Here is a 25764-nt window from a genome sequence, read left to right as displayed (position 1 = left end):
TGGAACACTGGAGATAAGCATGATACGTGCCAGTTTCCAGACAGGCGCTAAACCCTGGGATCAGAGCGCTTGCAGCCGGAGCCGGTCCGCCGTGATCGGTGGGAGCGAGGCGGACGCCGCCTGAGCGCGGAACGCATCATCATCAGGCCGGGCAGCAGCGGCAGCCACAATGTCAGGATCCGTAGCAGCATCGTCGCCGCGAAGGCATTCTCGATGGGGACGCCCAGCAGACCGAGCGTTGCAGTCGACGTCGCCTCGAAGCTGCCCAGACCAAGCGGGATCGGCCCAAGCGTCACGACGATCGATGCCATGATCGACGCGATGAAGGCGGTTCCGAAGCCGGCGGGTCCTCCGAGAGCGTCAAGACAGGCCCAAAGCGTCCCGGCGTCGGCGATGAAGACCAAGGCATTGAAGCCTGTCACGCGAAGCAGCAGGGCACGGTCGCCGATCAGGTCTGCCGGGGCCTGGCCGACGATCTCGAGCAATTCGCGGACGACTCCCACCCGCTCGAGCCGCGGCGACAGGGGCTGGCTGCCGCGGTGCCTCAGCCAAAGCGCGAGCGACGGAATGGCGAGCGCGACCAGCAGGAATGTGGTGACGACGCCGGCCATCAGCGGCGTCGCCTTGTCGTGGAGCCACAGCAGGACCAGCATGCCTACCGCAAAGAAGGCGAAGGCGGCGTAATAGCCGATCATCGAGACGAGCAAGGCTGCCACCGCCGTCCCGCGCGGCACGCGCAATCGCACCAACTGGTCGACGAGAAGGACGTTGCCCCCCAATCCCGCGCTCGGCACCGCTTGGTCCGCGAACAATTTTGTGAGCGCGATGCGCATCAGCCTGGGCAGCGCTCGCGGCGTGCCGGCGCTGCGCAGCACCGCCGCCCAGCCCGCAGCCACGCTGGCATAGGTCGAAAGTTGGAACAGCACGGCAACAGCGAGCCAGAAAGGATTGGCGCGAACGAGGAGGCGGGCGAAATTCTCGATCTCGCCGAAATGCAGCACCGCCCCCACCAGCGCAGCTGTGAGAATGATGCCGAGGAACCATGACCGCCATGCACTCGAGGGTCTGGCGGCGATCTTCTCGTCAGCTTTCGAGGACATAGCTGCCCGGCGCATCCCTGAGCGCCCCAGCGTCCGCACCGGAGCCGCCGAGTGGCGGCGGCGCGCGCGGAGAGCTTGAATGCATGTCGATCCAGGCGGCCCACTCCGGCCACCACGAACCGGCTCCGGGTCGTGCCCTGGACAGCCAGGCTTCGGGATCAAGGCAGCCTGCTTTTGCGGGCCGCGCGAGCAGGCGATAGGATCGCCCCGGCTGATCCGGCCCGGAGACAATTCCATCATCATGACCATTGGTTGCGAGCAGGAATGTCACCTCGCTGTCCACGTGCCGATGTATCTTGTAGACCGAGCGCCAGGGCGCGACATAATCATCTTCGGTACCGACCGCGAAGACCGGGACGCGGACCTTCCGGAGGGCGATCGGCCGGCCTTCGACCTGATATCGTCCTCCGGCCAAATCGTTGGCGAGGACCAGCGAGCGCAGATATTGGCACTGCGCTGCAAAAGGCAGGCGGGTGCCGTCGGTATGCCATGCGCGTAGGTCGGTGATCGGCTCGCGTGCACCCAAGAGATAGTCTCGGACAAGGAGGGGCCAGATGAGATCGTTCGAGCGGAGCGCCTGGAAGGCGCCGCTTATCTGCGCGCTGTCGAGATAACCACGCGCGCGCGCGATCGTTTCGAGGAAATCAAGCTCCGCCTCATCAATGAACAGGCTGACTTCGCCGGGTTCGCTGAAATCGGATTGCGCCGCGAACAGGGTCATCGAGGCCAGACGATCATCGCCATCGCGTGCCATCGTCGCCGCTGCGATCGCGAGCAAGGTCCCCCCGAGACAGTAGCCCGCAGCGTGGATACCGCCAGCGCCCGTGATCGCGGAGATCGCGTCGAGCGCCGCCATGATCCCCAGCCGGCGATAATCCTCCAGATCGAGCCCCCGGCTGTCTTCGCCGACATTGCGCCAGGAGATGATGAACACCGTGTGGCCCTGCGCCACGAGCCAGCGCACCAGCGAATTTTCCGGGGACAGGTCGAGCACATAATATTTCAGGATCCAGGCCGGAACGATCAGGATGGGCTCCGGACGGACAGCCTGCGTCGTCGGCGCATATTGGATGAGCTCGATCAGATTGTTCCGATAGACCACCTTGCCCGGCGTGACCGCGACGTTGATGCCGGGACGATAGCATTCGGCGCCGGCCGGCCGCTGCCCTGCCAGCAAGCGACGCCAGTCCTCGACCAGGGCCGCCGTGCCGTCGGCGAGGCATTTGCCTCCGGTCTCGATGATCCGCTGCTGCAGGACCGGATTTGTGGCAACGAAGTTCGAGGGCGCAACCATGTCGAGCAGCCGGTGGACCGAGAAGCCCACAATTGCCCGATGCCGTGGCGTGACACCGAGAATATCGTTCGCCGCGCAATCCCACCAGCGTTCGCTCAGCAGGAAGGACTGGCGAATGAGGTTGAAGGGCCATGATTCCCAGGAAGGATCGTCGAAGCGGTGATCCTGAGACCGGCGAGCGATACCGGGTTCGGCCCCGTCGTTGGTCAGAGCCGCTTCCCATGCATAGCCGGCCAGCGCCATGAAGCCGCGGGCGGTCTCAGCGGCAATATGGACCCGGCTGCCGGGAATGGCGGCGAAATGGAGTGCCCAGTCGGCGAAAGCGTCACCAATCGACGATGGTGACAGACCACCGGTGAGCGTCGCGACCGCCGCCGCCGCGGGGCGAGCGAACAGTTCGGCCCATGCGCCGGCTCGATCGCCGCTCCCTTCTGTAGCCGGCTTGCTGGGCCTCGATGGCGAAACCATGGTCTGCTCCTCGTTGCCTCTCAGTCGTCCATAGGGATTTCGGCACCCCCATGAATTAGGTAAGCCTACGGACCCGGCGCGCAGTTCCGCTACGTAGCTTTGCGGATTGGTCGCAGCGGCACGTCGGCACAGGGTCGAACCTTGCTTCCCGCAAGAAGCGAGGACCGGGGAATGCTTCAGCGAAGCCGTGAATTTGAATGGCCGCCATCCGGCAAATCGAACGGCTCATATCCGGGGGTCGGCGCCTACATGCGCGCGGTCTATCTCCATATGGCGGGCGGCGTCATCATATCGGCGGCATTCGCTCTTCTGGTCGCCCACAGCCGATCGCTCGCGCTCGCACTGTTCGGACCTGCGGGGCTCACGACGCTCGGGTGGATCGTGGCGCTGGCGCCTGTGGCGCTGGTGATCCTGCTCGGCGCCGGGATCGACCGGCTGTCTGCGTCAACCGCGAGGGTTATCTTCACCCTCTACGCCGCGCTCGTGGGACTGTCGCTCGGCAGCGTGCTACTCACCTACAGCAGCGGCAGCGTCGGCTATACCTTCGTCGCCGCCGGCGCGGGCTTTGCCGCGCTGGCCTGGGTCGGCACAGCCACCGGCAAGGATCTGTCAGGCCTGGGCGCCTTCTTTACGATCACCCTGGTCGGGCTCGTCGTGACGATGCTGCTCAATCTGTTGGTGCGATCGGGCGCGCTCGATCTTCTTGCCTCGGGGGTCGGCATCCTGCTTTTCGCCGGACTCACCGCTTTCGATGCCCAGCGTCTGAAGCGTCAATATGAGGACCGCGCTGCGGATGGGCGCAATAATGCCGCGGTACTGGGGGCTCTGGCACTCTATCTCGATTTCCTGAACCTGTTCCTGTCGTTGCTGCCCTTCACCGGACGGGAGCGGCGGTGACCGAGCCGCACGCATTCTGGCAAGCCACGCCCGACGACGCTCTGCGCTCACTCACCGCGACGCGCGACGGCCTGTCGTCGGACGAGGCTGCCTCGCGGCTCGAGCGTGACGGCCCGAACGAAATCTCCGCGGCGAAGCAGCGCCACCTCCTCACCGACCTCCTTCGCCGCCTTGCCAATCCGCTGATCGCCATGCTGCTCGTCGCCGCCGTCATCGCCGGAGTCACCGGCGACGTCGCGAGCTTTGCGATCATCTTCATCGTCGTCGTGCTGTCGACCACACTCGATCTCGTCCAGGAGCACAGGGCCGAGGCGACCGCGGAGGCGCTGAAGCAGGCGATCGCCCTCCATGCGGCCGTGATGCGCGACGGCAAGTCGACCGAGTTGCCCGTGCGCGAGCTGGTGGCCGGCGACATCGTCATGCTCGCGGCGGGCGATCTCGTTCCCGCCGACGGCATCGTGCTGGCGGCGAACGGCGCGCAGGTCAACGAGGCCCTTCTGACGGGTGAGCCTTATCCGGTCGAGAAGCGAATCGAGCCCGCAACCGCCGCCGAAACGCCGGCGGACGCGCACAATGCCCTGTTCCATGGAACCTCGCTGATCGGCGGCACCGCGACGATGCTTGTCGTCCAGACCGGTCCGCGCACGCGGTTCGGCGCGATCGCGCATTCGCTCGCCGGCAAGCAGCCGCCGACCGCGTTCGAGCATGGCATCCATAGGCTCGGCGTGCTGATCGTCAGGCTCACGATCTTCCTCGTGCTGTTCGTGCTGCTCGCCCATCTCGCGCTCGGCCGCCCGCCGCTGCAATCCTTCCTGTTTGCGATGGCGCTGGCGGTGGGCCTGACGCCCGAGCTGCTGCCGATGATCATGACCGTCGCGCTCGGCCGCGGCGCGCAGCGGATGGCGAGAGCCAAGGTCGTGGTGAAGCGACTGTCGGCGATCCACGACCTGGGCCAGATGGATATATTATGCACCGACAAGACCGGCACGCTGACCGAGGCGCGGATCACGCTCGTCGGCCATCCGGGCATCGATGGCGAGGACGACGAGCGGGTGGCGGAGCTGGCGGCGGTCAACGCGCGCTTCGAGACCGGCCTGAAAAGCCCGCTCGACCAGGCCCTGCTCCTCCACATGACCGGTCGCTCGCTCGAGGGCTGGCGCAAGCTGGATGAACGTCCGTTCGATTTCGAGCGGCGGCGTGTCGCGGTGCTTGCCGAGCAGGGAAGCGAACGGATCGAGATCGTCAAGGGCGCGCCCGAGACGCTGCTCGCGCTGTGCACCAGGGCGCAGGACCGATCGGGAGGGCTCGTGCCGCTCGACGATGCATTGCGCGCCCGCCTGTGTGCGCTGCGCGACGATCGCGCGGCGCAAGGGCTGCGATTGCTGGCGATCGCATGGAAGCCCGCCGCCGGGCAGGAGCGGATCGACGCCGACGGCGAGGACGAACTGGTCTTCGCGGGCTATTGCGTGTTCGTTGATCCGCCCAAGCCGAGCGCCACCTCCGCCATCGCCCGGCTCGAAGCGGCGGGCATTCGCATCAAGGTGATCTCGGGCGACGCCGCGCCGGTGATCGAGCATCTGGTGGCGGCGCTCGCCCTGCCGGTCGAAGGCATATTGACCGGCGAGGAAATCGCCAGGCTCAACGACCAGGCGCTGGCGGCGCGCGCGGGTCAGGTCGATCTGTTCGCGCGGGTGACGCCCGACCAGAAGACGCGGATCGTCCGCGCGCTCCGCGCGCGCGGCCATACGGTAGGCTTCATCGGCGACGGCATCAACGACGCGCCGGCGATCCGCGCCGCCGATGTCGGCCTGTCGGTCGACGGCGCCACCGACGTGGCGCGCGAGGCGGCCGACATGATCCTGCTCGCCCCCGATCTCGGCGTCCTCGCCGATGGCGTCGCCGAGGGACGGCGGACCTATGCCAACATCATGAAATATGTCCGGATGGGAACGAGCTCCAACTTCGGCAACATGCTGACCATGGCGATCGCGTCGCTGTTTCTGCCGTTCCTGCCGCTCACCCCGGTGCAGGTGCTGCTGAACAACCTTCTCTACGACCTTTCCGAGATCGGCATTCCGTTCGACACCGCCGATAGCGGAGATCTGGCGCGCCCGCAGGGCTGGGATATTCGCGGGCTGGTGCGCTTCACCGCGATCATGGGGCCGCTATCATCACTTTTCGACTTCGCCACTTTTGCGCTTCTGCTCGGCGTCTTCCACGTCGGGATACCGGAGTTTCGGACGGCCTGGTTCATGGAATCGATGCTGACGCAGATCCTGGTGGTCTTCGTGATCCGCACGTCCCGCCCGGCCTGGTCGAGCCGCCCGCACATCGTGTTGACCGTTACGGCGCTGGCCGGTCTGGCGGCGGCGCTGCTGCTGCCGCTGTTGCCTTGGGCCGGACTGCTCGGTTTCGCCGTACCGGGCGCAGCCATATTCGGCGCCATCGCGCTTCTGGTGGTCGGCTATCTGGCGGGCGCGGAGTTCCTCAAGCGCTTCGCATTGCGACCGGCGAGTCCGGCGCGCCGATGAGCAGCCAATCGGTGCAGGGCTCAAGCCGGCTTCCGCTTTCGCATGCAGGCGCGCCGATGGCACTGAGCTTGTATGACACTTGCATGCGAGCAAGGTTGAATGGAATCGGAGATCAGGGACAGTGAACGAGCGTATTGGTTGCCAGGCATTGCGGTCGAAGCTGATGAGCGCGCCGGACGCGGCCCGGTTGATCGCCCCCGGCACCACGGTCGGCATGAGCGGTTTTACAGGTTCGGGCTATCCCAAGGCCGTCCCGGTCGCCCTTGCAGAGCGGATCGAGGCGGAACACGCGGCCGGGAACCCCTTCTCGATCCGTGTCTGGACTGGTGCCTCGACGGGCCCTGAACTCGACGGCGCGCTGGCCAAGGCCGATGGTATTGAATTCCGTCTGCCGTATAACTCCGACCCCGTTGCCCGCGACAAGATCAACCGCGGCGAGATGGAATATTTCGACATGCATCTGAGCCAGGTCGCGCCGATGGCGTGGCAGGGCTTCCTCGGTCCCCTGGACACGGCGCTGGTGGAGATCAGCGGCATCCGGCCGGACGGCTCGCTGATCCCGTCGTCGTCGGTCGGCAACAACAAGACGTGGCTGGACCGTGCGAGCCAGGTCATCCTCGAGGTGAACAATTGGCAGAACCCGGCTCTCGAGGGCATGCACGATATCTATTACGGCACCGCCCTGCCGCCGCACCGCGTGCCGATCCCCCTCACGAGGCCCGACGACAGGATCGGTGAGACCGCATTCCGGTGCGACCCCGCCAAGATCATCGCGATCGTCGAAACGGACGCGCCCGACCGCAATCTGCCGTTCAAGGCGCCCGACGAGGATGCCAGGACCATAGCCGGCCACCTGCTTGATTTCTTCGGCCATGAGGTCGCGCGGGGCCGATTGCCTGCGTCGCTGCTGCCGATCCAGTCGGGCGTGGGCAACATCGCCAACGCAGTGCTGACCGGCCTTGTCGACAGCGCTTTCGAGGACATGACCGCCTATACCGAGGTGATCCAGGACGGAATGCTGGATCTTCTTGCCGCTGGCAAGCTGCGGATGGCATCCGCCACCGCCTTCTCGCTCAGTCCCGAGGCCGCCGCCGGGCTCAACGCCGACATGGAGCGTTTTCGGGACAAGATGGTGCTGCGTCCGCAGGAGATCAGCAACCATCCCGAGCTGATCCGGCGGCTGGGCTGTATCGCCATGAACGGACTGATCGAGGCCGACATCTACGGCAACGTCAATTCGACCCATGTGATGGGCTCGCGCATTCAGAACGGCATCGGCGGATCGGGCGATTTCGCGCGCAACGCCTATGTTTCGATCTTCATGACGCCCTCACTCGCCAAGGCTGGGGCGATTTCCGCGATCGTGCCGCAGGTAAGCCATGTCGACCACATCAATCAGGACGTCCAGATACTCGTGACCGAACAGGGCCTGGCCGACCTGCGCGGTCTCTCACCCAAGCAGCGGGCGAGACTGATCATCGAGAAGTGCGCGCACCCTCGCTACAGGCCGGCACTGTCCGACTATTTCGAGCGGGCGCTGAGATCGTCTTATGGCAAGCATTCTCCGTGCCTGCTGTCCGAGGCCCTGTCCTGGCACCAGCGGTTCGTCGAGACAGGTACGATGATGGGCTGACCAAAGCCGAGGCCTTGAGGAAAATGTCCATCAAGGCCGCGGGGCGGCCCGCTTTTCCCAGACCTTCTTGTAGCTTTCGAGGACCGCGCGCATATCGTCGATCGCGCGCTGGCGGCTGTTGGAATCCTGTATTTCCCCCAGCTCGCGCTTCAGGCTCGTGGCGAAGTCAGCGTAGCTGTTCTGCCAGTCGCGACCGAAGGCCTGTCGGCGCTTCGGGTCTGCGGTCTTGGTCCGGGCCGCGGGTGTCCCGGCGGACAGTCGGAACACCTCGCCCATCTCCGGAGCGACGATGGACGCGCTCAAGTCGCGCGAGCGGGCGATGCGGCGCAAGCTATCGATCGCCGTCGTCTCCCCATGCGAGAGGAATAGACTGCCCCCGATGGGACGGCGCGCCTCGATCCACGCCAGCAGGCCGTCCTGATCGGCGTGCGCCGAATAGCTGTCGATGGGCCGGATCTGGGCGCGCACGGCGATATCCTCGCCCGACATGCGGACGCGTTTGGCGCCTTCGAGAATGACGCGTCCGAGCGAGCCTTGAGCCTGAAACCCGACGAACAGAATCGTGGAATCCTGCCTGGAGAGATTGTGCCGGAGATGGTGCCGGATGCGGCCGCCTTCACACATGCCCGATGCCGCCATGATGATGGCGCCCGAAACGCTGTTGAGCCGGATCGATTCCGCGACATCGTTGACGAAATGGAAGGCGGCATGACGAAAGACGTTCGCGCCGCCCATGTCCTCCAGCGAGCCGGCATATTTGGCGAACACGCTCGTCGCCCGATTGGCCAGTGGAGAATCGATAAACACCGGGACGGACGGAATGCGGCTTTCGTCGATCAGGGCGGCGAAATCCAGTAACAGTTCCTGCGTGCGCTCGAGCGCGAACACCGGAATGATCAGATTGCCGCCGCGGACCAGCGCGTCCCTGATCTCGCGTTCGAGCAAGGCTCGTCGCTCGACCAGGGTGAGGTGAGCCCGCTTGCGGTCGCCGTAAGTGGATTCGCAGATAACGTGATCGAAACCTGCGGGGCTCGCGGGATCGGGATAAAATGCCTTGTGCTCGGGGCCGAGGTCGCCGGAACACAGGAGATGGACATCGCCGATTTCGAGCTCGACCGATGCCGAGCCCAGGATGTGTCCGGCGTTCCAAAGGCGTGCCCTGAACCCAGGGACAGGCTCGAACCATGTTTCAGGCTCGACCGGCCGCGCCCGCCGCCAAGCCGCGATGGCGTCCTGCTCGGTGTAGATCGGCACGATCTCCGGCTGGCCCGCACGGTCCTTGCGTCGATTGCGTCGGGCCGTATCGCTCTCCTGGATCCGCCCCGCATCGGCCAGCATGAACTCGAGCAGATCCGCCGTCGGGGCGGTGCACCATATCTCGCCGGCGAAGCCTTCAGCCACAAGCCTGGGCAGCAGGCCGCAATGATCGATATGGGCATGGGTCAGGATGGCCGCATCGACTTCGGCCGCGTCGAACGGAAAAGCGGTCCGGTTGAGCGTTTCCAACGTACGGGATCCCTGGAAGAGCCCGCAGTCGACCAGCAGCCGCCTTCCGTCCTGGCGGAATTCCATGCAGGAGCCGGTAACCGTGCGGGCAGCTCCGTGAAAGGCGAGCGTGAGGTCATCGGTCATGAGGTGTCGGATCATTGTCCTGGAGTGGCTGCGGATGAGGCGCGGGTCTCAACGGAAGCGGGGATGGCTGAGCCGGTCTTGCGCGAGCCCAGCGCGAGTCATGACTCGCTCGCTGCCGGCGGGCTGGCATCGGGCGCAGTGTCCGCGCGCAGGCGGTCGCGAAACTCGGAGAGCCGGGCGCGATAGCCTCCGGCATCACCATATTCCAGAAACTCGTAATAGCGCTGATGCGGGTCGGTGATGCGCAGCGCATGCTTGATCGGGCACCAATATTGTTCGGTTCGGCTCGCGATCTCGCGAACATATCCGATCAGCCCGTTGGCGTAGCCACAATAGAGGCAGTTGAGTGCTTCGATCCAGTTGAGATAGCTCAGCTGGCCACGGTCCATGACAATGTAATCACTCCGGCGCACGCGCGGGATCCGATACACTCGAAAGCAGATGGCCTGATAGGCACTCATCCAGGCGTCCAGCAGCAACAATGGCACGATGACCGAATAGATGATCGGAGACACCAGACTGGTAGCGATGGACGACCGCGCGAGGAACCTGCCAACACCCATGCGCAAGCGGCGATGCTCGGTTGCGATCCCATGCTCGAATCCGACGAGGCGTTCCCGCACCGTGACGCCGAGAAGATTGCGCCGCCGCTCTATTTCGCGATCGAGTTCGGTCTGAAGGAGGACAATCTCCCGGGCCAGCTCCTGCATTCGCCGTGTCATTATTCCTGCCTCCATCCGCGATCATGCAGCCGTGCCCGCTTCCAGCCTGTTGACGGCTCCATGCTCGTCAAGCGAGCGAGACGCCGACAACTGCCCCTGCGCCGTAGGTGACGGCTGCGGCCGCCAGACCGATGAGAAGTTGGCGGATTCCCGAAAACAGGGCCGAACGCCCGGTGAAAAGACTTGTGGCGGCGCCGATCAGGACGAGCGCGAGAGCGCTAGCGCCGATGCCGGTGAGCAGCGCGGTTACGCCCGACAGAAAGGCGAACGGGGCGGCCGGGACGATGGCGCCCGCCGAAAAGAGCAGGAAGGACCATGTTGCTGCGGTCCACGCCGACCCCCCCAGCTCATCAGGATCGACTCCCAGTTCCTCGCGCGCAAGCGCGTCCAGAGCGGTTCCTTCGTTGCCCAGCAGCCGATCCGCCAGGGCGCGGGCCTGCGGTTCGGCGATGCCCTTGGCCTGATAGATCAGGACAAGCTCCTCTTTCTCTTCCTGCGGCGTGTCGCGCAACTCTTCGGCTTCGGTCGCGATCTGGCTCTGATAGAGTTCGCGCGAGCTTGTGACCGACAGCCACTCGCCCATCGCCATCGAGCAGGCGCCGGCGAACAGCCCGGCAAGTCCCGTGAGCAGGAGCGTGCTCTCGGTCGCGGCGGCGCCGGCGACGCCCATCACCAGGCTCAGATTGGAGACGAGGCCGTCGTTGGCGCCGAGCACCGCGGCGCGCAACGTGTTGCCGCCGCCCCGGTGGCGCCCTTCCAGAAGTGCGATCGTCGATCCGGTGAGTCCTCCCTTTCCCGCCGCTGCCCGCATCAGCAGTGCGTGCGACCGCTCGTCGGCTGGGAGGCCGGCGGCCTTCGCCTCGGGCTGCGCGTCATACACGGCGCTGTCGCGCGTCTCGCTGACCGCGAGGGCGGGAAGCACGAAAGCAGGGCCGAACCGCCGCGCGAGCCAGGCGAGGATGTGTGCCCTTGTCGAAGGCGCGGGCGAAAAATGACCGCCGTCCGCTCCGATCCGCTTGCGCCAGAATTCGGCATGGGCCTGCTCGACCGCCGCCAGCCGCTGGAACACTTCCGCGAGCTTCGGGTCGGTCTCGCTCTCGGCCAGCGCCGCATAGACGGTCGCGCCGTCGACCTCGCCCTGGAGATTGGCACGATAGCGCCTCAGCGCGTCAGGGGCGGGCATGGTCCTCAAGCCTCGATGATGACCTTGAGCGCCTGCGTCTCGGCAGCACGGCCGAATGTGTCATAAGCGTCCAGAATATCGGCCAGTGTAAAGCGATGCGTAATCAGCACATTCGGATCGATCTTCTTGGCCTGCACGGTCTTGAGCAGCATGGGGGTCGTAGCGGTGTCGACCAGACGCGTGGTGATCGAGATATTCTGCGACCACAGCCGTTCGAGATGGAGGTCGACCTTGGAGCCATGGACGCCGATATTGGCGATCACGCCGCCCGGCGCGACGAGATCCTGGCACAGCAGGAAAGTGGCGGGAATGCCGACCGCCTCGATCGCGGTATCGACGCCGCGCCCCTCGGTCAGCGCCTTCACCGCATCGGCTGCCTTGCCGTCGGCGCTGTTGACGGTGTGCGTCGCGCCGAAACGGCGGGCGACCTCGAGCCGATTGTCGTCGAGATCGATCATGATGATCATTGCGGGCGAATAGAATTGCGCGGTTAGCAGCGTCGCAAGTCCGATTGGCCCCGCGCCGACGATGGCGACGCTGTTCCCGGGCGCGACCTTGCCGTTGAGCACGCCGCACTCGAAGCCGGTGGGCAAGATGTCGCTCAGCATCACCAAAGCTTCCTCGTCGGCCCCCTCGGGGATCGGATAAAGGCTGGTGTCGGCATGGGGAATGCGCACATATTCCGCCTGGGTTCCGTCGATTTCGTTGCCAAGGATCCAGCCGCCCGTCGTGCAATGCGAGTACATGCCGCGGCGGCAATAGTCGCACCGCCCACAGGCGGTGATGCAGGAGATCAGGACGCGGTCGCCGGTCTTGAAGACGGTAACGCCGGCTCCGACCGCCTCGATAACCCCGACGCCTTCATGACCAAGGATACGGCCCGGCGCGCAGGTCGCGACATCGCCCTTGAGGATATGCAGGTCGGTGCCGCAGATTGTCGTGCGCGTCACCCGGACGACGGCGTCACCGGCATCGCGAATTGCTGGTTCCGGCCGTTCTTCGAGGGCTTTGGCGCCTGGACCCTGGTAAACGAGTGCTTTCATGTGACTCCCTTCCTGATGAGCAGGCCGCTCGTTCGTCCCGTGTGCCGGATGCGGACCGAATGCGCGCGAGAGAAGCGGATCATGCTCGCCTCTCAAAGGCGCCGACAGCTGATGGTCGCCATCGCTCACCCGATGGAGGGGATGCGGGGCAGCGCGGACGGAATGCCCGACAGTGAACAGGCCGTCCGGCAGGTTGTCGGGCCGTCCTGTGACGACGAACTCTGTTCGACCATCAACGGCGCAAGAAGTCCTGTCCGACTGCGGCTGCCGCCCATCGTTGCTCGGGATTTCGTCATCGGCCGCCGCATCTCCAGGCTCCTGCCACGACGCCGGCGTTCGCGCCGGCCTTGTCTGGACAAGGAACTGAACTGAACCGCACGGAGCGAACCGACAATGCGTAGATAAACGGAGTGTGCTGGATATTGCCCGAGGCTAGCAACCAATCGTCCCGGCGCAGAGGAGACGTTACCATGATCGATACGCAAGGATTGCGCCTCGATAGCCCGGTCGTACGAGCTTTCGGGCTCGTGCCGTCGAGCCACATGCCGTTTCTGGGTCTATCCCTGCTGCTGGTGCATGTCTCTCGCTTTGTGGCACCACGTTCCGACCGAGTGCATCGGTCCGGCGCTGGGGAATTGGGCAACCTGTTCCGTCCCAGGGACGACCGCCATGACGCATGAGCCCACCTTCGCGGAGCTGTTCACGCCCAAGCTCCTCACTGTGCTGCGGGAGGGCTATGGCTTTTCCGCGCTGAAGGCCGATGCGGTAGCCGCGCTGACAGTCGCGGTCGTCGCCCTGCCGCTTTCGATGGCGATCGCGATCGCCTCGGGCGTGACGCCGGACCGGGGCCTCTACACCGCGATCGTCGGCGGCTTCCTCGTCTCGGCACTCGGCGGCAGCCGGTTCCAGATCGGCGGACCGGCCGGGGCGTTCATCGTGCTGGTGGCGGCCACCGTCGCGCAACACGGGCTTGACGGGCTGATCCTTGCCACGCTGCTGTCCGGTGTGATCCTGCTCGCGGTGGGCTTTCTCCGGCTGGGCACCTTCATCAAATATATCCCCTATCCGGTCACGGTCGGGTTCACCGCGGGGATCGCCGTCATCATCTTTACGAGCCAACTCAAGGAGCTGCTGGGCCTGACCCTGCTCGGCAAGGAGCCCGGCGCGATCATCCCCAAGGTCGCTGCGCTGGCCGGCGCATGGAGGACGATCAGCGAGCCGGCGGCCGCGGTTTCGCTGCTGTCGATCCTGATCATCGTCGCGGTCCGGCGGCTCCGTCCGCACTGGCCGGCCTTTCTCATCGCCGTCTGCGTGGGATCGCTTGCCAGCTGGATGCTGGCACTGCCGATCGAGACGATCGCCACGCGCTTCGGCGGCATCCCCCAGGCGCTCCCGTCACCGCATCTGCCGGGCCTCTCGCTCGCCAAGGTCGGCGCCGTCTTGCCCGCCGCCCTCTCCTTCGCGCTGCTCGGCGGCATCGAAAGCCTGCTCTCGGCGGTGGTTGCCGACAGCATGACCGGGCGGCGGCACCGCTCCAATTCGGAGCTGGTCGGCCAGGGGATCGCCAATATCGGCTCGGCGCTGTTCGGCGGCTTCTGCGTGACCGGCACGATCGCGCGCACCGCGACCAACGTGCGCGCCGGCGCGCGCGGGCCGGTCTCGGGCATGCTCCACGCCGTCTGCCTGCTGCTGTTCATGGTGATCGCGGCGCCGCTTCTGGGCTATATCCCCTTGGCTGCGCTTGCCGCGGTCCTGGTCGTGGTCGCCTGGAACATGATCGAGAAACAGGAGATCGCGACGCTCCTGCGCGCTTCGCGCGGCGATGCGGTGGTGCTGCTCGCGACGCTGCTGCTCGTCATCTTCCGCGATCTGACCGAGGGCATCCTGGTCGGGTTCGGCATCGGCGCGCTGCTCTTCCTCCATCGCATGGCGCAGGCGGTCGAGATCGAACGCCCCCATCCCACGGCAGACGCAGACCTGGCCGACAGCGAAGGGGACGACGGCAATACGCCCTATGACGTTGCCCTGGCGACAAATCCCGACGTCATCGTCTATCGGATCTCCGGCGCCTTCTTCTTTGGCGCGGCGGCGAGCGTCGCGGCGGCGCTCGATCGCATCGGCGAGCATCCCAAGGCCTATGTCATCGATTTCTCGGCGGTGTCGCTGCTCGATTCGACCGCGGCGGCGACGATCGAGGGCTTCGTGCGCAAAGCGCATCGGCAGGGCGCCATCGTCTATATCGCCGGGGCTCGGCCGGCTGTTCGCCGGACCCTTCTGACCCATGGCGCCCGCCCGCCCCGCGTCCGGTACAGGACGACGCTCGCGGGGGCAGTCGAGGCGGCGCATGCCGACATTCGGGCAACCTGTTTCACAGACGGCGACGGGAAGAATCCGATGGCGGCGCAACCCTGATCCGACAACGGAAAACCGTCGGGTCTCCACCATCAGTGTACCATCAGGATCGGAACACGTTCAGTCTCGAGAAGGTCGCGCGTGACGCCGCCGAACAGAACCTCGTGGAAGCGTGAATGGGCATAGGCGCCGATCGCGAGCAGGTCGGCCTTGGCCATGACCGCGAAGCTTTGCAGCACCTCGGACACAGGGCGACCATCGGATCTGCGAGCATGGACCTCCACTCCGAAGCCATGGCGCGTCAGGTGCCGCGCGATATCGCTGCCTGGCGTCGGGCCGTGGCCATTGGCGGATGGTTCGGCGTCGATGACCAGGACATCGATCCTGGCGGCCGGCTCTGCAAGCGCGATGAGCGCGCGCGCGGCGCGCGACGCCTCCGGCGATGCGTTCCAGCCGAGAATGGCGTGGCGCACCGGCGCCGGTATCCAGCCGATCGGATGGAGGAGCATGGGCGCCCCCGACCCAAGCAGGGTCGTCTCGACGACATGGTGACGCAGCCTGTGGTCTGTCCAGCAGGGATTGGGACCGACCAAGACGACATCGGCGTAGCGGCCCTCGATATTGACCAGAGTCGGAAGCACCGCGGGTTCGTCGCAGAGTCCCCGAACATCGACGGGAGCGGTCGTCCTTGCCGTCCGCTTTCGGACATCCGCGAGATGTTGTGCATGTTCTGCCTCGCGTTCCGGCTCGGGCCAGCAATATCCCATTGGGTCGAAAGCGGCGATCAGCAGAAGGCGCTTGGTGAGCACTGTCAGCCCGAGATGGGCGCCGTGCAGTTCGGCCAGAGCAACCGCGTCATCGATCGCGGGAACCGACTGATCGCCGCCCTCGATGATCGCGAGGATGTCCTTCAGCATACAGGTCTCCCAGGCTGGATCGATCTCAAGCCAGGGGATGGCGCGTCGAACCGGCGACCGCATTGCGTAAGTCTACTTAGGGCAGCGCGATGCAAAGCATGCGAGACTGGTCCCATCCGCGATGATAGGATGATGAGATGGGCCGGATGCGCGCCATGCAGCTCGATGGACCCGGCAAGCAACTGCGCATGGTGACGCGGCCGTTGCCCGTTGCCGGTACGGCGGAGCTCCTGATCAAGGTGGCGGCCTGTGGTGTCTGCCGTACCGACCTCCATGTGCTCGACGGGGAAATCCCCGCCCATTATCCGATTGTTCCCGGCCACGAGGTCGTCGGACGCGTGCTTGCCGTGGGCAAGGGGACTTCGGGCTTCGCTATCGGGCAACGCGTCGGCGTTCCCTGGCTCGGGCACACCTGCGGTGTCTGCGGCTTTTGCAGAAGCGGGCACGAAAACCTCTGCGATCGGCCCGAGTTTACAGGCTGCACGCGCGACGGCGGCTATGCCAGCCATGTCGTGGCGGACGCTCGCTACTGCTTCGCGCTGCCCGATCGCTTCACGGACGTGGAGGCCGCGCCGCTGCTGTGCGCCGGCCTGATAGGGTGGCGCGCGCTGCGTCTCGCCGGCGACGGGCGGCGGATCGGGCTGTGCGGTTTTGGCGCTGCCGCGCACATCCTCGCCCAGGTCGCGACCTGGCAGGGACGCGAGGTCTACGCCTTCACCAGGCCCGGCGACGAGGACGGTCAGGCCTTCGCGCGGTCGCTTGGCTGCGTTTGGGCGGGCTCGTCCGAAACGGCACCTCCGGTTCAGCTCGATGCCGCGCTGATCTTTGCGCCCGTGGGGGCGCTGGTGCCGGCCGCGCTCAAGGTCGTGCGCAAGGGCGGACGGGTTGTCTGCGCTGGCATCCACATGAGCGACATACCCGCCTTTCCGTATGCCGATCTGTGGGGTGAGCGCGCGATCATGTCCGTGGCCAATCTGACCCGGGAGGACGGCACCTCCTTCTTCGAGATGATCGAAAAGGCCGGAGTCAGGACCGTGACCGAACGCTTTCCGCTGGACCATGCGAACCAGGCATTGCAGCGGCTGCGCGACGGGCAGCTGACCGGCGCCGCCGTGATCTGTCCCGACGCGCAAGCATAGGCGGGCTACTGCGCGTCGACCAGCGTACCCGCTGCGGCCTTACCGGCCGGACTTGTTGGCAAGGGATCAAGCGCCGCTGCGATCGCATCCTCAATGCGCTCGAGCCAGACGAACTCGAGCTGCGCACGCGTGCTCTCGGGGATGTCATCATAGTCGCGGCGGTTGCGTGCCGGCAGCATCACCCGCTTGATCCCCGCGCCGGCCGCGGCGATCACCTTCTCCTTGATGCCGCCGACCGGCAGCACAAGGCCGCGCAGCGAAATCTCGCCGGTCATCGCGGTGTCGCTGCGAACCGTCCGATCGGTCAACAGCGAGAGCAGCGCGGTGAACATCGCGACGCCCGCGCTTGGTCCGTCCTTGGGCGTGGCGCCTGCCGGAACATGGATATGGATGTCGTTTTTTTCGAACCGTTCGGATTCTATGCCGAGGCTCTGGGCGCGGCTCTTGATCAGGCTGAGAGCGGCCTGCGCGCTTTCCCGCATCACATCGCCGAGCTGACCGGTCAGGATCAGCTTGCCGGCGCCCGGCATGCGGGTGGCCTCAATGAACAATATGTCGCCGCCGACCGGCGTCCAGGCAAGCCCGGTCGCGACGCCGGGAACGCTCGTCCGCTGCGCGACCTCATTCTCGAAGCGCGGCGCGCCCAAAATGCTGACGACATCATCGGCGGTGATGTGCACGTCGCTGACGTCTCCCTCGGCGATCCGCACCACAGCGTGGCGCAACAGCTGGCCAATCTCGCGCTCCAGATTGCGCACGCCGGCTTCGCGGGTATATTTCTCGATGATGGCTATCAGCGCCGCTTCGGCGATCTCCGCCTGCCCAGATTGCAATCCGTTCGCCTCCATCTGGCGCGGAAGCAGGAAACGGCGGGCGATATGGAGCTTGTCCTCACTCGTGTAGCCGGAGAGCGCGATCACTTCCATGCGGTCGCGCAGGGGTCCGGGTACACTGTCGAGCATATTCGCGGTGGCGAGGAACACCACCCGGCTGAGATCGAATGGGACTGCGAGATAATTGTCGCGAAATGTCCCGTTCTGCTCCGGATCGAGCACCTCGAGCAAAGCCGCCGAAGGATCGCCATGGACGCCGCTGCCGAGCTTGTCGATCTCGTCGAGCATCATCACGCAATTGCGCGTGCCGGCCTTGCGGATCGCCTGGATGATATTACCCGGCAACGCGCCGATGTAGGTGCGGCGATGACCGCGGATCTCAGCCTCGTCATGCACGCCGCCGAGACTGACGCGAACGAACTTGCGGTCCATCGCGCGGGCAATCGATTGACCGAGCGAAGTCTTGCCGACGCCGGGCGGCCCCACGAAGCAGAGGATGGGCGCCTTGCCCTGCGGCGCGAGCTTGCGAACGGCGAGATATTCGACGATTCGCCGCTTGACCTTGTCGAGATCATAATGGTCCGCGTCGAGAATGCGCCGGGCGTCGGCGATGTCGATCGGCGCGCCCTCGGGCAGAGCCCAGGGCAATTCGGTAAGCCAGTCGAGATAGGTCCGGACCATGCCATGCTCGGCGGCCGCCTCCGGCATCCGTTCAAGCCTGCGCAGCTCCTTGCGGGCCTGATCCTCGACCTCGGCCGGCATGTGAGCGTTGATGATGGCTTCGGTCAGTTCCGTGATCTCGGCCGTCTTGTCATCGCCCTCGCCGAGCTGGCGCTGGATCGCCGCCATCTGCTCGCGCAGCAGCGCCTCGCGCTGGCGGTTTCCGAGCTTCGCCTGAACGTCGCGGCCGATCTCCTGGCTCAGCCGCAGCACCTCCATGCGCTCGGCAAGCAGGCGCGACACCTTGTCGAGGCGCTCCTGGAGTCCGATCGTCTCCAGTATCTCCTGCTTCTGCTGGGGCGACAGATCGAGATAGGCCGCCACCATGTCGGCAAGCGCCGCCGCAGAGGTGATGTTCTGGATTGTGGCGGCGAGCTCCTGCGGAGCCTGCGGCAACAGCTGCAGCGTTTCCAGCGCCTGTTGCCGCAGATGCATGAGCCTCGCTTCGATCTCCGGACCCGCCGCCTCAGGCTCCTCGATGCGCAGGACTCTTGCAACCAGATAGGGCCAACCCTCGAGAAATTCGATGACGCGGAAACGCTGCTGGCCCTGCACGATCAAATGATGCGCGCCATCGGGTGCTGTCACATAGCGCAAGATCGTTGCGATTGTGCCCATCTGGTGCAGGTCGGCTGCGGCCGGATCGGAAAGCTCGGCGTCGCGCTGCGCGAGGACGCCGATCGGACTCTGCTCGCGGACCGCCGCCTGGGCGGCAGCGATCGATCCCGGCCGGCCGATGGTGAGCGGAAGCACGACTTCGGGAAACATCACGAAGTTGCGTACGGGCACGATGATGATGCCGTCGGGCGGCAGGACCGGCCTCGGGGCCGCTTCCTTTTCTGGCTGAAGGCTGGCCTGCGTTGCGTCGGGCGCATGGGGATGATCGGTCACGGGCGACTTCCTATGTCGGATACCTTGCGCAAGCCCACCAGCAGGCAGCCGTTGACGCCGAGCTTTCGCACGGCGTCGTAGCGCCCCGCGGGCAACGGCAGCCGCCGTTCGAACCGTCCCTGCGGCAGTTCCAGCCGATGGATGACGGCTGTGCGCAGTTCGGGCGGCAGGACTCGTTGTCCGATGACCAGAAGCGTGCCCTTCTCGATCGTCACGGCCACCTGCTCAGGGTCGACGCCAGGCAGCGCGACGAGGATGAGTATCTCTCGATCCGTCTCCAGCACGTCGACTGGCGGCTCCCAGCATGGCAGCGTCTTCGACGATTCTGGCTCGAAGCTCTGGCGATGTAGCCGCTCGACCCGTTCAAGCATCGCAATCGCCTCGGACCACATCCAGTTTCGTGAACCCATGACAGCCATTGGCATTTCCTCAGCGGGGCCGGGGCGCGTCTCGCTCGCCCGCAATCAAAAGCCCGAATGTGGTTTATCGTTTTTGTGTTCCGACCCACTCCGAACGCGCGATGCGCCAGAGTATCTCATTTCGTACAAGCATTTTGGTCCTTTCAGCTTGTCAGCATCCCGCGCGTACGGAAGATGCGCCATACGTATTGACCCCAAACTCCTCGCCCATGCTCCGTCTTGAAATCAGGGCATCCTCGACGGCAGAAGGATCGTCTCGCCATCCACGATGAACGTGCCGTGGCCGCGATGATGGATCGTCCGCGAATTGTCCCGGGCAGGATCATGCCAGGCCGCGACGACCTCCAGAACGAACAGATTATATTTGCCGACCAGGCTCGTCTCGACGACCCGGCATTCGAGATTGGCGAAACATTCCGCAACCAATGGTGCAGTCACCGCGGCGGCTGGCAGTTGCGTCAAACCGGTCGCCGCGAACTTGTCGACATCGCGACCGGAGCAATTGCCGATCTCCACAACCTTGGATGCGAGTTCCATTGCCGGGACCGCGATCACGCATTCGCTTGTCGCGCGCAGGGCGACGAAACTGAAGTCGGCATCGCTGACAGTACAGGCGATCAATGGCGGTGTGAACTCGACCATCATATGCCAGGACATGGTCATCACATTGCTTCGACCTTGATGCGCCGTCGTCAGCAGCACCACCGGACCCGGCTCGAGCAGACGGTAGACCTCGGACAATGGAAATGGCCGCATCGGACCGCGGTCGTCAGGTCCACGCATTGCCGTTCCCTTCATGCTGCCGTCTCGCGGGTGCGCCACGATGTCGCAATTCGGCCGGGCTCCGGGCCAAAGGCACCAGCACTTCCCATCGCCCTCGCGCTCCATGCTATGTCGTCATGCGAGGATACATACGCGTGGCGATGACGACGAGAAGGCTGGAGATCGCAACGAGCACGAGGCAATCGATGCCGACGCCGAACTTGCTCGCCTCCCCGGTCAGCATCAGCGCCCGCAGGGCATCGACCTCATAGGTGAGCGGATTCGCGCGCGAAATCGCCCTGAGCCATCCGGGCATGATCTCGATCGGATAGATGGCATTGCTGGCGAAGAAAATCGGCATGGTCAGCACCTGCCCTATCCCCATGAATCGCTCCCGGGTGCGCACGATACAGGCAATGATGAGCGAGAAAGTCGAGAACAGACCCGAGCCCAGGACGATCAGCGCGGCAACCCCGAGGAGATGCGGGACATGGAGATCGATCGCGATGCCCAGCGCCAATGCGAGCACATAGACGATGATTGCCTGTGAAAGGCCCCGAACCGCCGAGGAAATCGCCTTCCCGAGGACAAGGGCGCTGCGGGGCGCCGGACTGACCATGTAGCGATGAAGGACGCCGAGGTCGCGCTCCCAGATGACCGCGATGCCATAGAAGATCGCCGCGAACAGGACGCTCTGGGCGAGAATGCCCGGAGCAAGGAAATCGAGATACCGCCCATTGCCGCTCGTCAGCCCGCGGACCTGTGCCATCACCTCGCCGAATAGCACGAGCCAGATCGCCGGCTGGATGGCGCGGGTGAGCAGTTCAGTCGGGTCATGCCGGAGCTTGCGCACCTCGGCGTCCGCCACCGCATGGACCTCCGTGGCATAGTTCCCGATGCGAGTGATGTCAGCCATGCTCGGCCGCACTCCGGCGCGTCTGGGCGACGTCATGGATGTCGCCGCCCGTCCGCTCGTCGCTTCCTGCGATACGTGCAAAGACGTCGTCGAGCGTGGCGTCCGCGCCGATCTCGGCCTTCAGCTCGGCTGGCGTTCCCACCGTCTCGAGCCTCCCGCCGTGCAGGATGCCGACCCGGTCGCACAGCGCATCGGCTTCCTCCATGACATGCGTCGTCAGCAGGATTGTCGTCCCGTAGCTGTCGCGAAGATCGCGGACGTGGGTCCACACCGTGTTGCGGGCCACCGGATCGAGGCCGACCGTGGGTTCGTCCATGATGAGCAGCGCGGGCCGATGCATCGTGCTCTGGGCGATTTCGAGTCGGCGGAGCATGCCGCCAGAGTAATGCTGCGCCAGTCGATCGGCGGCATCGGTCAGCTCTGTTCGTTCAAGAGCTTCCCTGATCCGCTGTGCACGCTCGACACGAGGAATGAGATACAGGCGCGCGGAGAGAAGAAGATTTTCGTAGCCGGTCAAGGAGCCATCGGCGGACAGCAGCTGGGGAACGTATCCGATGTGACTGCGCACCGCCCTGGGCTCTCGAGTCAGATCATAGCCGGCGACCCGGGCGCTGCCGGCAGATGGCGGTAGCAAGGTCGTGAGCATCTTGATCAATGTCGACTTGCCCGCGCCGTTCGGCCCGATCAGCCCGAAAATCTCCCGGCTGCGGATTTTCAGATCGACACGGTCCACCACAATCCGGCGGTCGAACGATTTCGATAGTCCCGAAGTTTGAATGACCAGGGCCGCCTCCCCCGTGGAGACTCCAGGCACCGCACTGTGATCTATCGATCTCGCTGGCTCCGTCATGCCATATCCCCGCGCGGCGATTGGCTGTGGTTGCGCCACATAAGGCAATCCAGAATGACCGCGGCGGCCGATTTAGGCCTCCTTGCTCCCGGCCTCGCCACCACGTCGATCCTGTCCATCCTGGGAACCGCTCAAAAGAGAATTTTGCAGGCACTTTATTCCCACCGACGGGCCGGACACTCCGTTCTTATACGGATAGGAGACACTGCATTTCCGATCGAATCTGGACCAACTGAGAGTCCGCGGACCCCGCGCTCCGCGCGGGAGGCCAGTGGAATCGGACGTAATACGAGCTCAATCTATTGCGGAGTGCATGAGATGGATCTGACCGATGCGATCTACGGACGCCGCGCGACGCGTGCCTACACAGCGGCTCCTGTCCCGAAGGAAGTGCTGGAAAGGCTGGTCGATGCCGCCATTCAGGCGCCCAGCGCTGTCAACGAACAGCCCTGGGACTTTACCATTATTCAAAACACACAGCTGCTCGACCGGATTTCCACGGCGGCAAAGGCGCATATGACCGCGACGGTGCCGAGCGTATCCTTTCCGGAGCATCTCCACGAGAGTCTCGAAAGCCCCGATTTCCACGTCTTCTATCACGCGCCCGTGCTCATCACCATCTCGGCACGCATGGGGGCGTGGGCTGTCGAAAATGCCACGCTGGCGGCCGAGAATTTGATGCTCGCTGCTCACGCGCAGGGCCTGGGATCGTGCTGGATCGGCTTTGCCCAGCGATGGCTCGAGACGGCGGAGGGCAAGCGTGCACTGGGCGTGCCGGACAATTTCGTTCCGGTTGCCCCGATCATTATCGGCCATCCCGCCGCATCCGCCGCACCCGTCCCGCGCCGCCCTCCCCAGCTGCGCTTGATCGGCTGACCGCTTCGCCTCGGAGCGGCGACCTGTTCATCCCAGCCGGCCGCCGCTCAGAGCCGCTGCCGGTTGAGCCGAAGCGCGTTGGTCACCACGCTGACCGAAGACAGCGCCATCGCGGCGGCGGCGAACATCGGCGATAGAAGGACTCCGAAGAGCGGATAGAGCAGACCCGCCGCAAGCGGTATGCCCGCCGCATTGTAGATGAACGCGAAGACCAGATTCTGGCGGATATTGGACATGGTCGCCTGGCTGAGCCGGCGCGCGCGAACGATCCCCATCAGGTCGCCCTTGACCAGAGTGATGCCCGCGCTCTCGATCGCGACATCGGTGCCCGAGCCCATCGCGATCCCCACTTCGGCAGCGGCCAGCGCGGGCGCGTCGTTGACGCCATCCCCGGCCATCGCAACGATGCGGCCCTCGCGCTTCAGCCGGTCGACGACGGCGCTCTTGCGCTCGGGGAGCACATCGGCCTCGACCTCTTCCATCCCGAGCGTCCGCGCCACGGCCTCGGCGGTGGTCCGGTTGTCGCCGGTCAGCATGACCACGCGAATGCCTTCGGCGCGCAACGCGGCGAGCGCCTCGGGCGTCGTTGTCTTGATCGGGTCGGCAATCGCCAGCACGCCCGCTGCCAGGCCATCGAGCGCCGCGAAGATGGCGGTAGCGCCGTCGCGCCGCAATGTGTCGGCCTGCCCGGACAGGGGCGCGGCATCGACGCCTTGCTCCGTCAGAAACGCCGCGTTGCCAAGCAGTACTCGCCTGCCCTCCACCGTGCCGAGCGCCCCCTTGCCGGTGGGCGAGTCGAAATCGCTCACCTCGGGAATGGCGATCCGACGGCTGCCCGCCGCCTCGACGATGGCCCGCGCCAGCGGATGCCCGGACGCGCGCTCCACCCCGGCCGCCAGCCGCAGCACTTCCTCTTCATCGAAACCCGGGGCCGCGACGATGCGGATCACCGATGGACGGCCTTCGGTGAGCGTTCCGGTCTTGTCGACGACCAGCGTATCGACCTTTTCCATCCGCTCGAGCGCCTCGGCATTCTTGATCAGCACGCCGAGGCTCGCGCCGCGGCCGATGCCGACCATGATCGACATCGGTGTCGCGAGACCCAGTGCGCAAGGACAGGCGATGATCAGCACGGCGACGGCGGCAACCAGACCGTAGGCAAAGCGTGGCTCCGGTCCCCAGATCGCCCAGCCCGCAAAGGCGAGCACCGCGATCGCCAGCACCGCCGGCACGAACCAGCCGGCGACCCGGTCGGCCATGCGCTGGATCGGCGCGCGCGAGCGCTGTGCCGCGGCGACCATCTGGACGATCCGCGCGAGCATCGTGTCGCGGCCGACCTTGTCGGCCCGGACGACAAGACCGCCCGTCTGGTTGAGCGTGCCGCCGATGACCGTGTCGCCGACCGCCTTGGTCGTCGGCATGGACTCGCCGGTGACCATCGACTCGTCGAGCGACGAGCGGCCCTCCTCGACCACCGCATCGACCGGCACCTTCTCGCCCGGCCGGACACGCAGGCGATCGCCGACCACGATCCGGTCGAGCTCGACGTCTTCGTCCTCGCCGCCCGCCGTCACCCGTCGCGCGGTCTTGGGCGCGAGGTCGAGCAGCGCCCTGATCGCCCCCGACGTCCGTTCGCGCGCGCGCAATTCGAGCACCTGCCCCAGCAGCACCAGCACGGTAATGACCGCTGCCGCCTCGAAATAGATCGCGACCGTCCCATCCGGTGATCGAAACGCCGGCGGGAAGGCGAACGGTGCCAGCGTCGCGACAATGCTGTAGGACCATGCGATCCCCGTTCCCATCGCGACGAGGGTGAACATGTTGAGGTGGCGTGTCCGGAGCGAGGCCCAGCCGCGCTCGAAGAATGGCCAGCCGCCCCACAACACCACCGGAGTCGCCAGCACGAGCTGGACCCATGCCGAAATCCGCATCGGGACCAGATGGTGCAGCGCAGGGAAGACATGGCTGCCCATCTCGAGGACGAACACGGGCAGCGTCAGCACGGGCGCGATCCAGAAGCGCCGCGTCATGTAGGCAAGTTCGGGGCTTGGCCCGGTATCCGCCGTCACCATGGCAGGCTCAAGCGCCATCCCGCAGATCGGGCAGCTGCCGGGATGATCCTGCCGAACCTCCGGATGCATCGGGCACGTCCAATCCGTGCCGGACGGGGCGACCCGCGGCCCGGCAAGATAATGATCGGGGTCGGCGATGAACTTGTCGTGGCATCCGGCGCTGCAGAAATGCCAATCGGTACCTGCGTGCTTGGCGTGATGGGCGGTTTTCTGCGCATCGACGGTCATCCCGCAGACAGGATCCTTGGTCAACGCCTGTCCCGCGGCGAACGCCCCTTGGTGATGGTGACCGTGCGCATGCTCCATCGATTGCTCCTGTGCGACGCTATCGCATCGGGGTTTGACGTCTGTCGAGATCGAGGCGCCGAGATCGGCCGTAGGGTGACCGGCATTGAGGTGATAGCAGCCGGAAAAGCCGACCGGGTTCCGTAACAGTACCTATGAAAGCCCCGCAATCGGAGCACGGGTTTTCCTGCTATGCTCTCAACGACGACAGCCACGGCTGGGATGACGT

At 65.4% G+C, this 25764-nt stretch carries 21 protein-coding genes; 8 read left to right on the top strand and 13 right to left on the bottom strand.

Annotated features, from left to right (window positions below):
* Positions 1 to 47 precede the first annotated feature (47 nt).
* The gene (locus L3X40_RS02130) at positions 48 to 1100 is read right to left on the bottom strand and encodes a lysylphosphatidylglycerol synthase transmembrane domain-containing protein (RefSeq protein ID WP_197672778.1); all 1053 of its coding nucleotides are present in this window, start codon (positions 1098 to 1100) and stop codon (positions 48 to 50) included.
* Positions 1084 to 2862: a PHA/PHB synthase family protein gene (locus tag L3X40_RS02125; protein ID WP_082748517.1), complete on the bottom strand. Its 1779-nt coding sequence runs from the start codon at positions 2860 to 2862 to the stop codon at positions 1084 to 1086. Before L3X40_RS02125 ends, L3X40_RS02130 begins: the two co-directional genes overlap by 17 nt.
* A gap of 171 nt (positions 2863 to 3033) precedes the next feature.
* On the opposite strand from L3X40_RS02125, the gene L3X40_RS02120 reads away from it, so the two are divergent.
* The 3 genes from L3X40_RS02120 (at position 3034) to L3X40_RS02110 (ending at position 7923) form a co-directional block, all read left to right on the top strand.
* Positions 3034 to 3759: a Bax inhibitor-1/YccA family protein gene (locus L3X40_RS02120; RefSeq protein WP_082748515.1), complete on the top strand. Its 726-nt coding sequence runs from the start codon at positions 3034 to 3036 to the stop codon at positions 3757 to 3759.
* On the top strand, positions 3756 to 6290 hold the full coding sequence (gene mgtA / locus L3X40_RS02115) for a magnesium-translocating P-type ATPase (RefSeq protein ID WP_066556406.1): 2535 nt from the start codon (positions 3756 to 3758) through the stop codon (positions 6288 to 6290). Before L3X40_RS02120 ends, mgtA begins: the two co-directional genes overlap by 4 nt.
* A gap of 163 nt (positions 6291 to 6453) precedes the next feature.
* Entirely contained in the window at positions 6454 to 7923 is a 1470-nt protein-coding gene (locus tag L3X40_RS02110; RefSeq protein WP_066556404.1) for an acetyl-CoA hydrolase/transferase family protein, read from the top strand.
* Positions 7924 to 7953: 30 nt separating this feature from the next.
* On the opposite strand, the gene L3X40_RS02105 is transcribed toward L3X40_RS02110, so the two are convergent.
* From L3X40_RS02105 to L3X40_RS02090, 4 genes are all read right to left on the bottom strand, one after another.
* The gene (locus L3X40_RS02105) at positions 7954 to 9555 is read right to left on the bottom strand and encodes an MBL fold metallo-hydrolase (RefSeq protein WP_066556402.1); all 1602 of its coding nucleotides are present in this window, start codon (positions 9553 to 9555) and stop codon (positions 7954 to 7956) included.
* 98 nt (positions 9556 to 9653) lie between these two features.
* Positions 9654 to 10277, bottom strand: coding sequence for a hypothetical protein (locus tag L3X40_RS02100; RefSeq protein ID WP_066556400.1), 624 nt, complete (start codon positions 10275 to 10277; stop codon positions 9654 to 9656).
* 67 nt (positions 10278 to 10344) lie between these two features.
* Positions 10345 to 11460: a VIT1/CCC1 transporter family protein gene (locus L3X40_RS02095; protein ID WP_066556397.1), complete on the bottom strand. Its 1116-nt coding sequence runs from the start codon at positions 11458 to 11460 to the stop codon at positions 10345 to 10347.
* A 5-nt stretch (positions 11461 to 11465) separates the two neighbouring features.
* Positions 11466 to 12503 (bottom strand): zinc-dependent alcohol dehydrogenase family protein, encoded by a 1038-nt coding sequence (locus tag L3X40_RS02090; protein ID WP_066561605.1) that lies wholly within the window; start codon positions 12501 to 12503, stop codon positions 11466 to 11468.
* A 111-nt stretch (positions 12504 to 12614) separates the two neighbouring features.
* Here L3X40_RS02090 and L3X40_RS02085 point away from each other — a divergent pair, with 111 nt between their 5' ends.
* The 3 genes from L3X40_RS02085 (at position 12615) to L3X40_RS02075 (ending at position 14915) form a co-directional block, all read left to right on the top strand.
* Positions 12615 to 12875, top strand: a complete 261-nt coding sequence (locus tag L3X40_RS02085; protein ID WP_066556396.1) for a hypothetical protein — start codon at positions 12615 to 12617, stop codon at positions 12873 to 12875.
* A gap of 98 nt (positions 12876 to 12973) precedes the next feature.
* Positions 12974 to 13183 carry a hypothetical protein gene (locus L3X40_RS02080; RefSeq protein ID WP_145907238.1) on the top strand — a complete coding sequence of 70 codons (210 nt, stop codon included), beginning with the start codon at positions 12974 to 12976 and terminating at the stop codon, positions 13181 to 13183.
* On the top strand, positions 13173 to 14915 hold the full coding sequence (locus tag L3X40_RS02075) for a SulP family inorganic anion transporter (protein ID WP_066556395.1): 1743 nt from the start codon (positions 13173 to 13175) through the stop codon (positions 14913 to 14915). Before L3X40_RS02080 ends, L3X40_RS02075 begins: the two co-directional genes overlap by 11 nt.
* A gap of 32 nt (positions 14916 to 14947) precedes the next feature.
* Here L3X40_RS02075 and L3X40_RS02070 read toward each other — a convergent pair whose 3' ends face one another.
* Positions 14948 to 15772, bottom strand: a complete 825-nt coding sequence (locus tag L3X40_RS02070; RefSeq protein WP_145907237.1) for a universal stress protein — start codon at positions 15770 to 15772, stop codon at positions 14948 to 14950.
* Between the two features lie 137 nt (positions 15773 to 15909).
* On the opposite strand from L3X40_RS02070, the gene L3X40_RS02065 reads away from it, so the two are divergent.
* Complete coding sequence (locus tag L3X40_RS02065; protein WP_066556392.1) at positions 15910 to 16911, top strand: zinc-dependent alcohol dehydrogenase family protein; 1002 nt, start codon at positions 15910 to 15912, stop codon at positions 16909 to 16911.
* A 5-nt stretch (positions 16912 to 16916) separates the two neighbouring features.
* Here L3X40_RS02065 and lon read toward each other — a convergent pair whose 3' ends face one another.
* The 5 genes from lon to L3X40_RS02040 all read right to left on the bottom strand — a co-directional run bounded on the left by lon (position 16917) and on the right by L3X40_RS02040 (position 22302).
* On the bottom strand, positions 16917 to 19355 hold the full coding sequence (gene lon, locus L3X40_RS02060; protein WP_082748513.1) for an endopeptidase La: 2439 nt from the start codon (positions 19353 to 19355) through the stop codon (positions 16917 to 16919).
* The gene (locus tag L3X40_RS02055) at positions 19352 to 19774 is read right to left on the bottom strand and encodes an Hsp20/alpha crystallin family protein (protein ID WP_066556390.1); all 423 of its coding nucleotides are present in this window, start codon (positions 19772 to 19774) and stop codon (positions 19352 to 19354) included. Before L3X40_RS02055 ends, lon begins: the two co-directional genes overlap by 4 nt.
* 225 nt (positions 19775 to 19999) lie before the next feature.
* Positions 20000 to 20557 (bottom strand): flavin reductase family protein, encoded by a 558-nt coding sequence (locus L3X40_RS02050; RefSeq protein WP_197672777.1) that lies wholly within the window; start codon positions 20555 to 20557, stop codon positions 20000 to 20002.
* Between the two features lie 106 nt (positions 20558 to 20663).
* Positions 20664 to 21452 carry an ABC transporter permease gene (locus L3X40_RS02045; RefSeq protein ID WP_066556388.1) on the bottom strand — a complete coding sequence of 263 codons (789 nt, stop codon included), beginning with the start codon at positions 21450 to 21452 and terminating at the stop codon, positions 20664 to 20666.
* A complete protein-coding gene (locus L3X40_RS02040) occupies positions 21445 to 22302 on the bottom strand; it encodes an ABC transporter ATP-binding protein (protein WP_082748509.1) in 858 nt (285 codons plus the stop codon). Before L3X40_RS02040 ends, L3X40_RS02045 begins: the two co-directional genes overlap by 8 nt.
* Before the next feature lie 318 nt (positions 22303 to 22620).
* Here L3X40_RS02040 and L3X40_RS02035 point away from each other — a divergent pair, with 318 nt between their 5' ends.
* The gene (locus tag L3X40_RS02035) at positions 22621 to 23178 is read left to right on the top strand and encodes a nitroreductase family protein (RefSeq protein WP_066556386.1); all 558 of its coding nucleotides are present in this window, start codon (positions 22621 to 22623) and stop codon (positions 23176 to 23178) included.
* A 47-nt stretch (positions 23179 to 23225) separates the two neighbouring features.
* On the opposite strand, the gene L3X40_RS02030 is transcribed toward L3X40_RS02035, so the two are convergent.
* Positions 23226 to 25556, bottom strand: a complete 2331-nt coding sequence (locus L3X40_RS02030; RefSeq protein ID WP_066556384.1) for a heavy metal translocating P-type ATPase — start codon at positions 25554 to 25556, stop codon at positions 23226 to 23228.
* Between the last annotated feature and the right edge of the window lie 208 nt (positions 25557 to 25764).

Source organism: Rhizorhapis sp. SPR117, assembly GCF_021742065.1.
The sequence above is the reverse complement of the archived record's forward strand: the minus strand, read 5'-3'. Positions and strand labels throughout refer to the sequence as shown.

Bases quoted from the DNA above. Each gene is read 5' to 3' on its own strand.
- L3X40_RS02130 (WP_197672778.1), bottom strand. From the start codon at position 1,100: ATGTCCTCGAAAGCTGACGAGAAGATCGCCGCCAGACCCTCGAGTGCA.
- L3X40_RS02125 (WP_082748517.1), bottom strand. From the start codon at position 2,862: ATGGTTTCGCCATCGAGGCCCAGCAAGCCGGCTACAGAAGGGAGCGGC.
- L3X40_RS02120 (WP_082748515.1), top strand. From the start codon at position 3,034: ATGCTTCAGCGAAGCCGTGAATTTGAATGGCCGCCATCCGGCAAATCG.
- L3X40_RS02110 (WP_066556404.1), top strand. From the start codon at position 6,454: ATGAGCGCGCCGGACGCGGCCCGGTTGATCGCCCCCGGCACCACGGTC.
- L3X40_RS02105 (WP_066556402.1), bottom strand. From the start codon at position 9,555: ATGACCGATGACCTCACGCTCGCCTTTCACGGAGCTGCCCGCACGGTT.
- L3X40_RS02100 (WP_066556400.1), bottom strand. From the start codon at position 10,277: ATGACACGGCGAATGCAGGAGCTGGCCCGGGAGATTGTCCTCCTTCAG.
- L3X40_RS02095 (WP_066556397.1), bottom strand. From the start codon at position 11,460: ATGCCCGCCCCTGACGCGCTGAGGCGCTATCGTGCCAATCTCCAGGGC.
- L3X40_RS02090 (WP_066561605.1), bottom strand. From the start codon at position 12,503: ATGAAAGCACTCGTTTACCAGGGTCCAGGCGCCAAAGCCCTCGAAGAA.
- L3X40_RS02085 (WP_066556396.1), top strand. From the start codon at position 12,615: ATGGTCGCCATCGCTCACCCGATGGAGGGGATGCGGGGCAGCGCGGAC.
- L3X40_RS02080 (WP_145907238.1), top strand. From the start codon at position 12,974: ATGATCGATACGCAAGGATTGCGCCTCGATAGCCCGGTCGTACGAGCT.
- L3X40_RS02075 (WP_066556395.1), top strand. From the start codon at position 13,173: ATGACGCATGAGCCCACCTTCGCGGAGCTGTTCACGCCCAAGCTCCTC.
- L3X40_RS02070 (WP_145907237.1), bottom strand. From the start codon at position 15,772: ATGCTGAAGGACATCCTCGCGATCATCGAGGGCGGCGATCAGTCGGTT.
- L3X40_RS02065 (WP_066556392.1), top strand. From the start codon at position 15,910: ATGGGCCGGATGCGCGCCATGCAGCTCGATGGACCCGGCAAGCAACTG.
- L3X40_RS02055 (WP_066556390.1), bottom strand. From the start codon at position 19,774: ATGGCTGTCATGGGTTCACGAAACTGGATGTGGTCCGAGGCGATTGCG.
- L3X40_RS02050 (WP_197672777.1), bottom strand. From the start codon at position 20,557: ATGCGTGGACCTGACGACCGCGGTCCGATGCGGCCATTTCCATTGTCC.
- L3X40_RS02045 (WP_066556388.1), bottom strand. From the start codon at position 21,452: ATGGCTGACATCACTCGCATCGGGAACTATGCCACGGAGGTCCATGCG.
- L3X40_RS02040 (WP_082748509.1), bottom strand. From the start codon at position 22,302: ATGACGGAGCCAGCGAGATCGATAGATCACAGTGCGGTGCCTGGAGTC.
- L3X40_RS02035 (WP_066556386.1), top strand. From the start codon at position 22,621: ATGGATCTGACCGATGCGATCTACGGACGCCGCGCGACGCGTGCCTAC.
- L3X40_RS02030 (WP_066556384.1), bottom strand. From the start codon at position 25,556: ATGGAGCATGCGCACGGTCACCATCACCAAGGGGCGTTCGCCGCGGGA.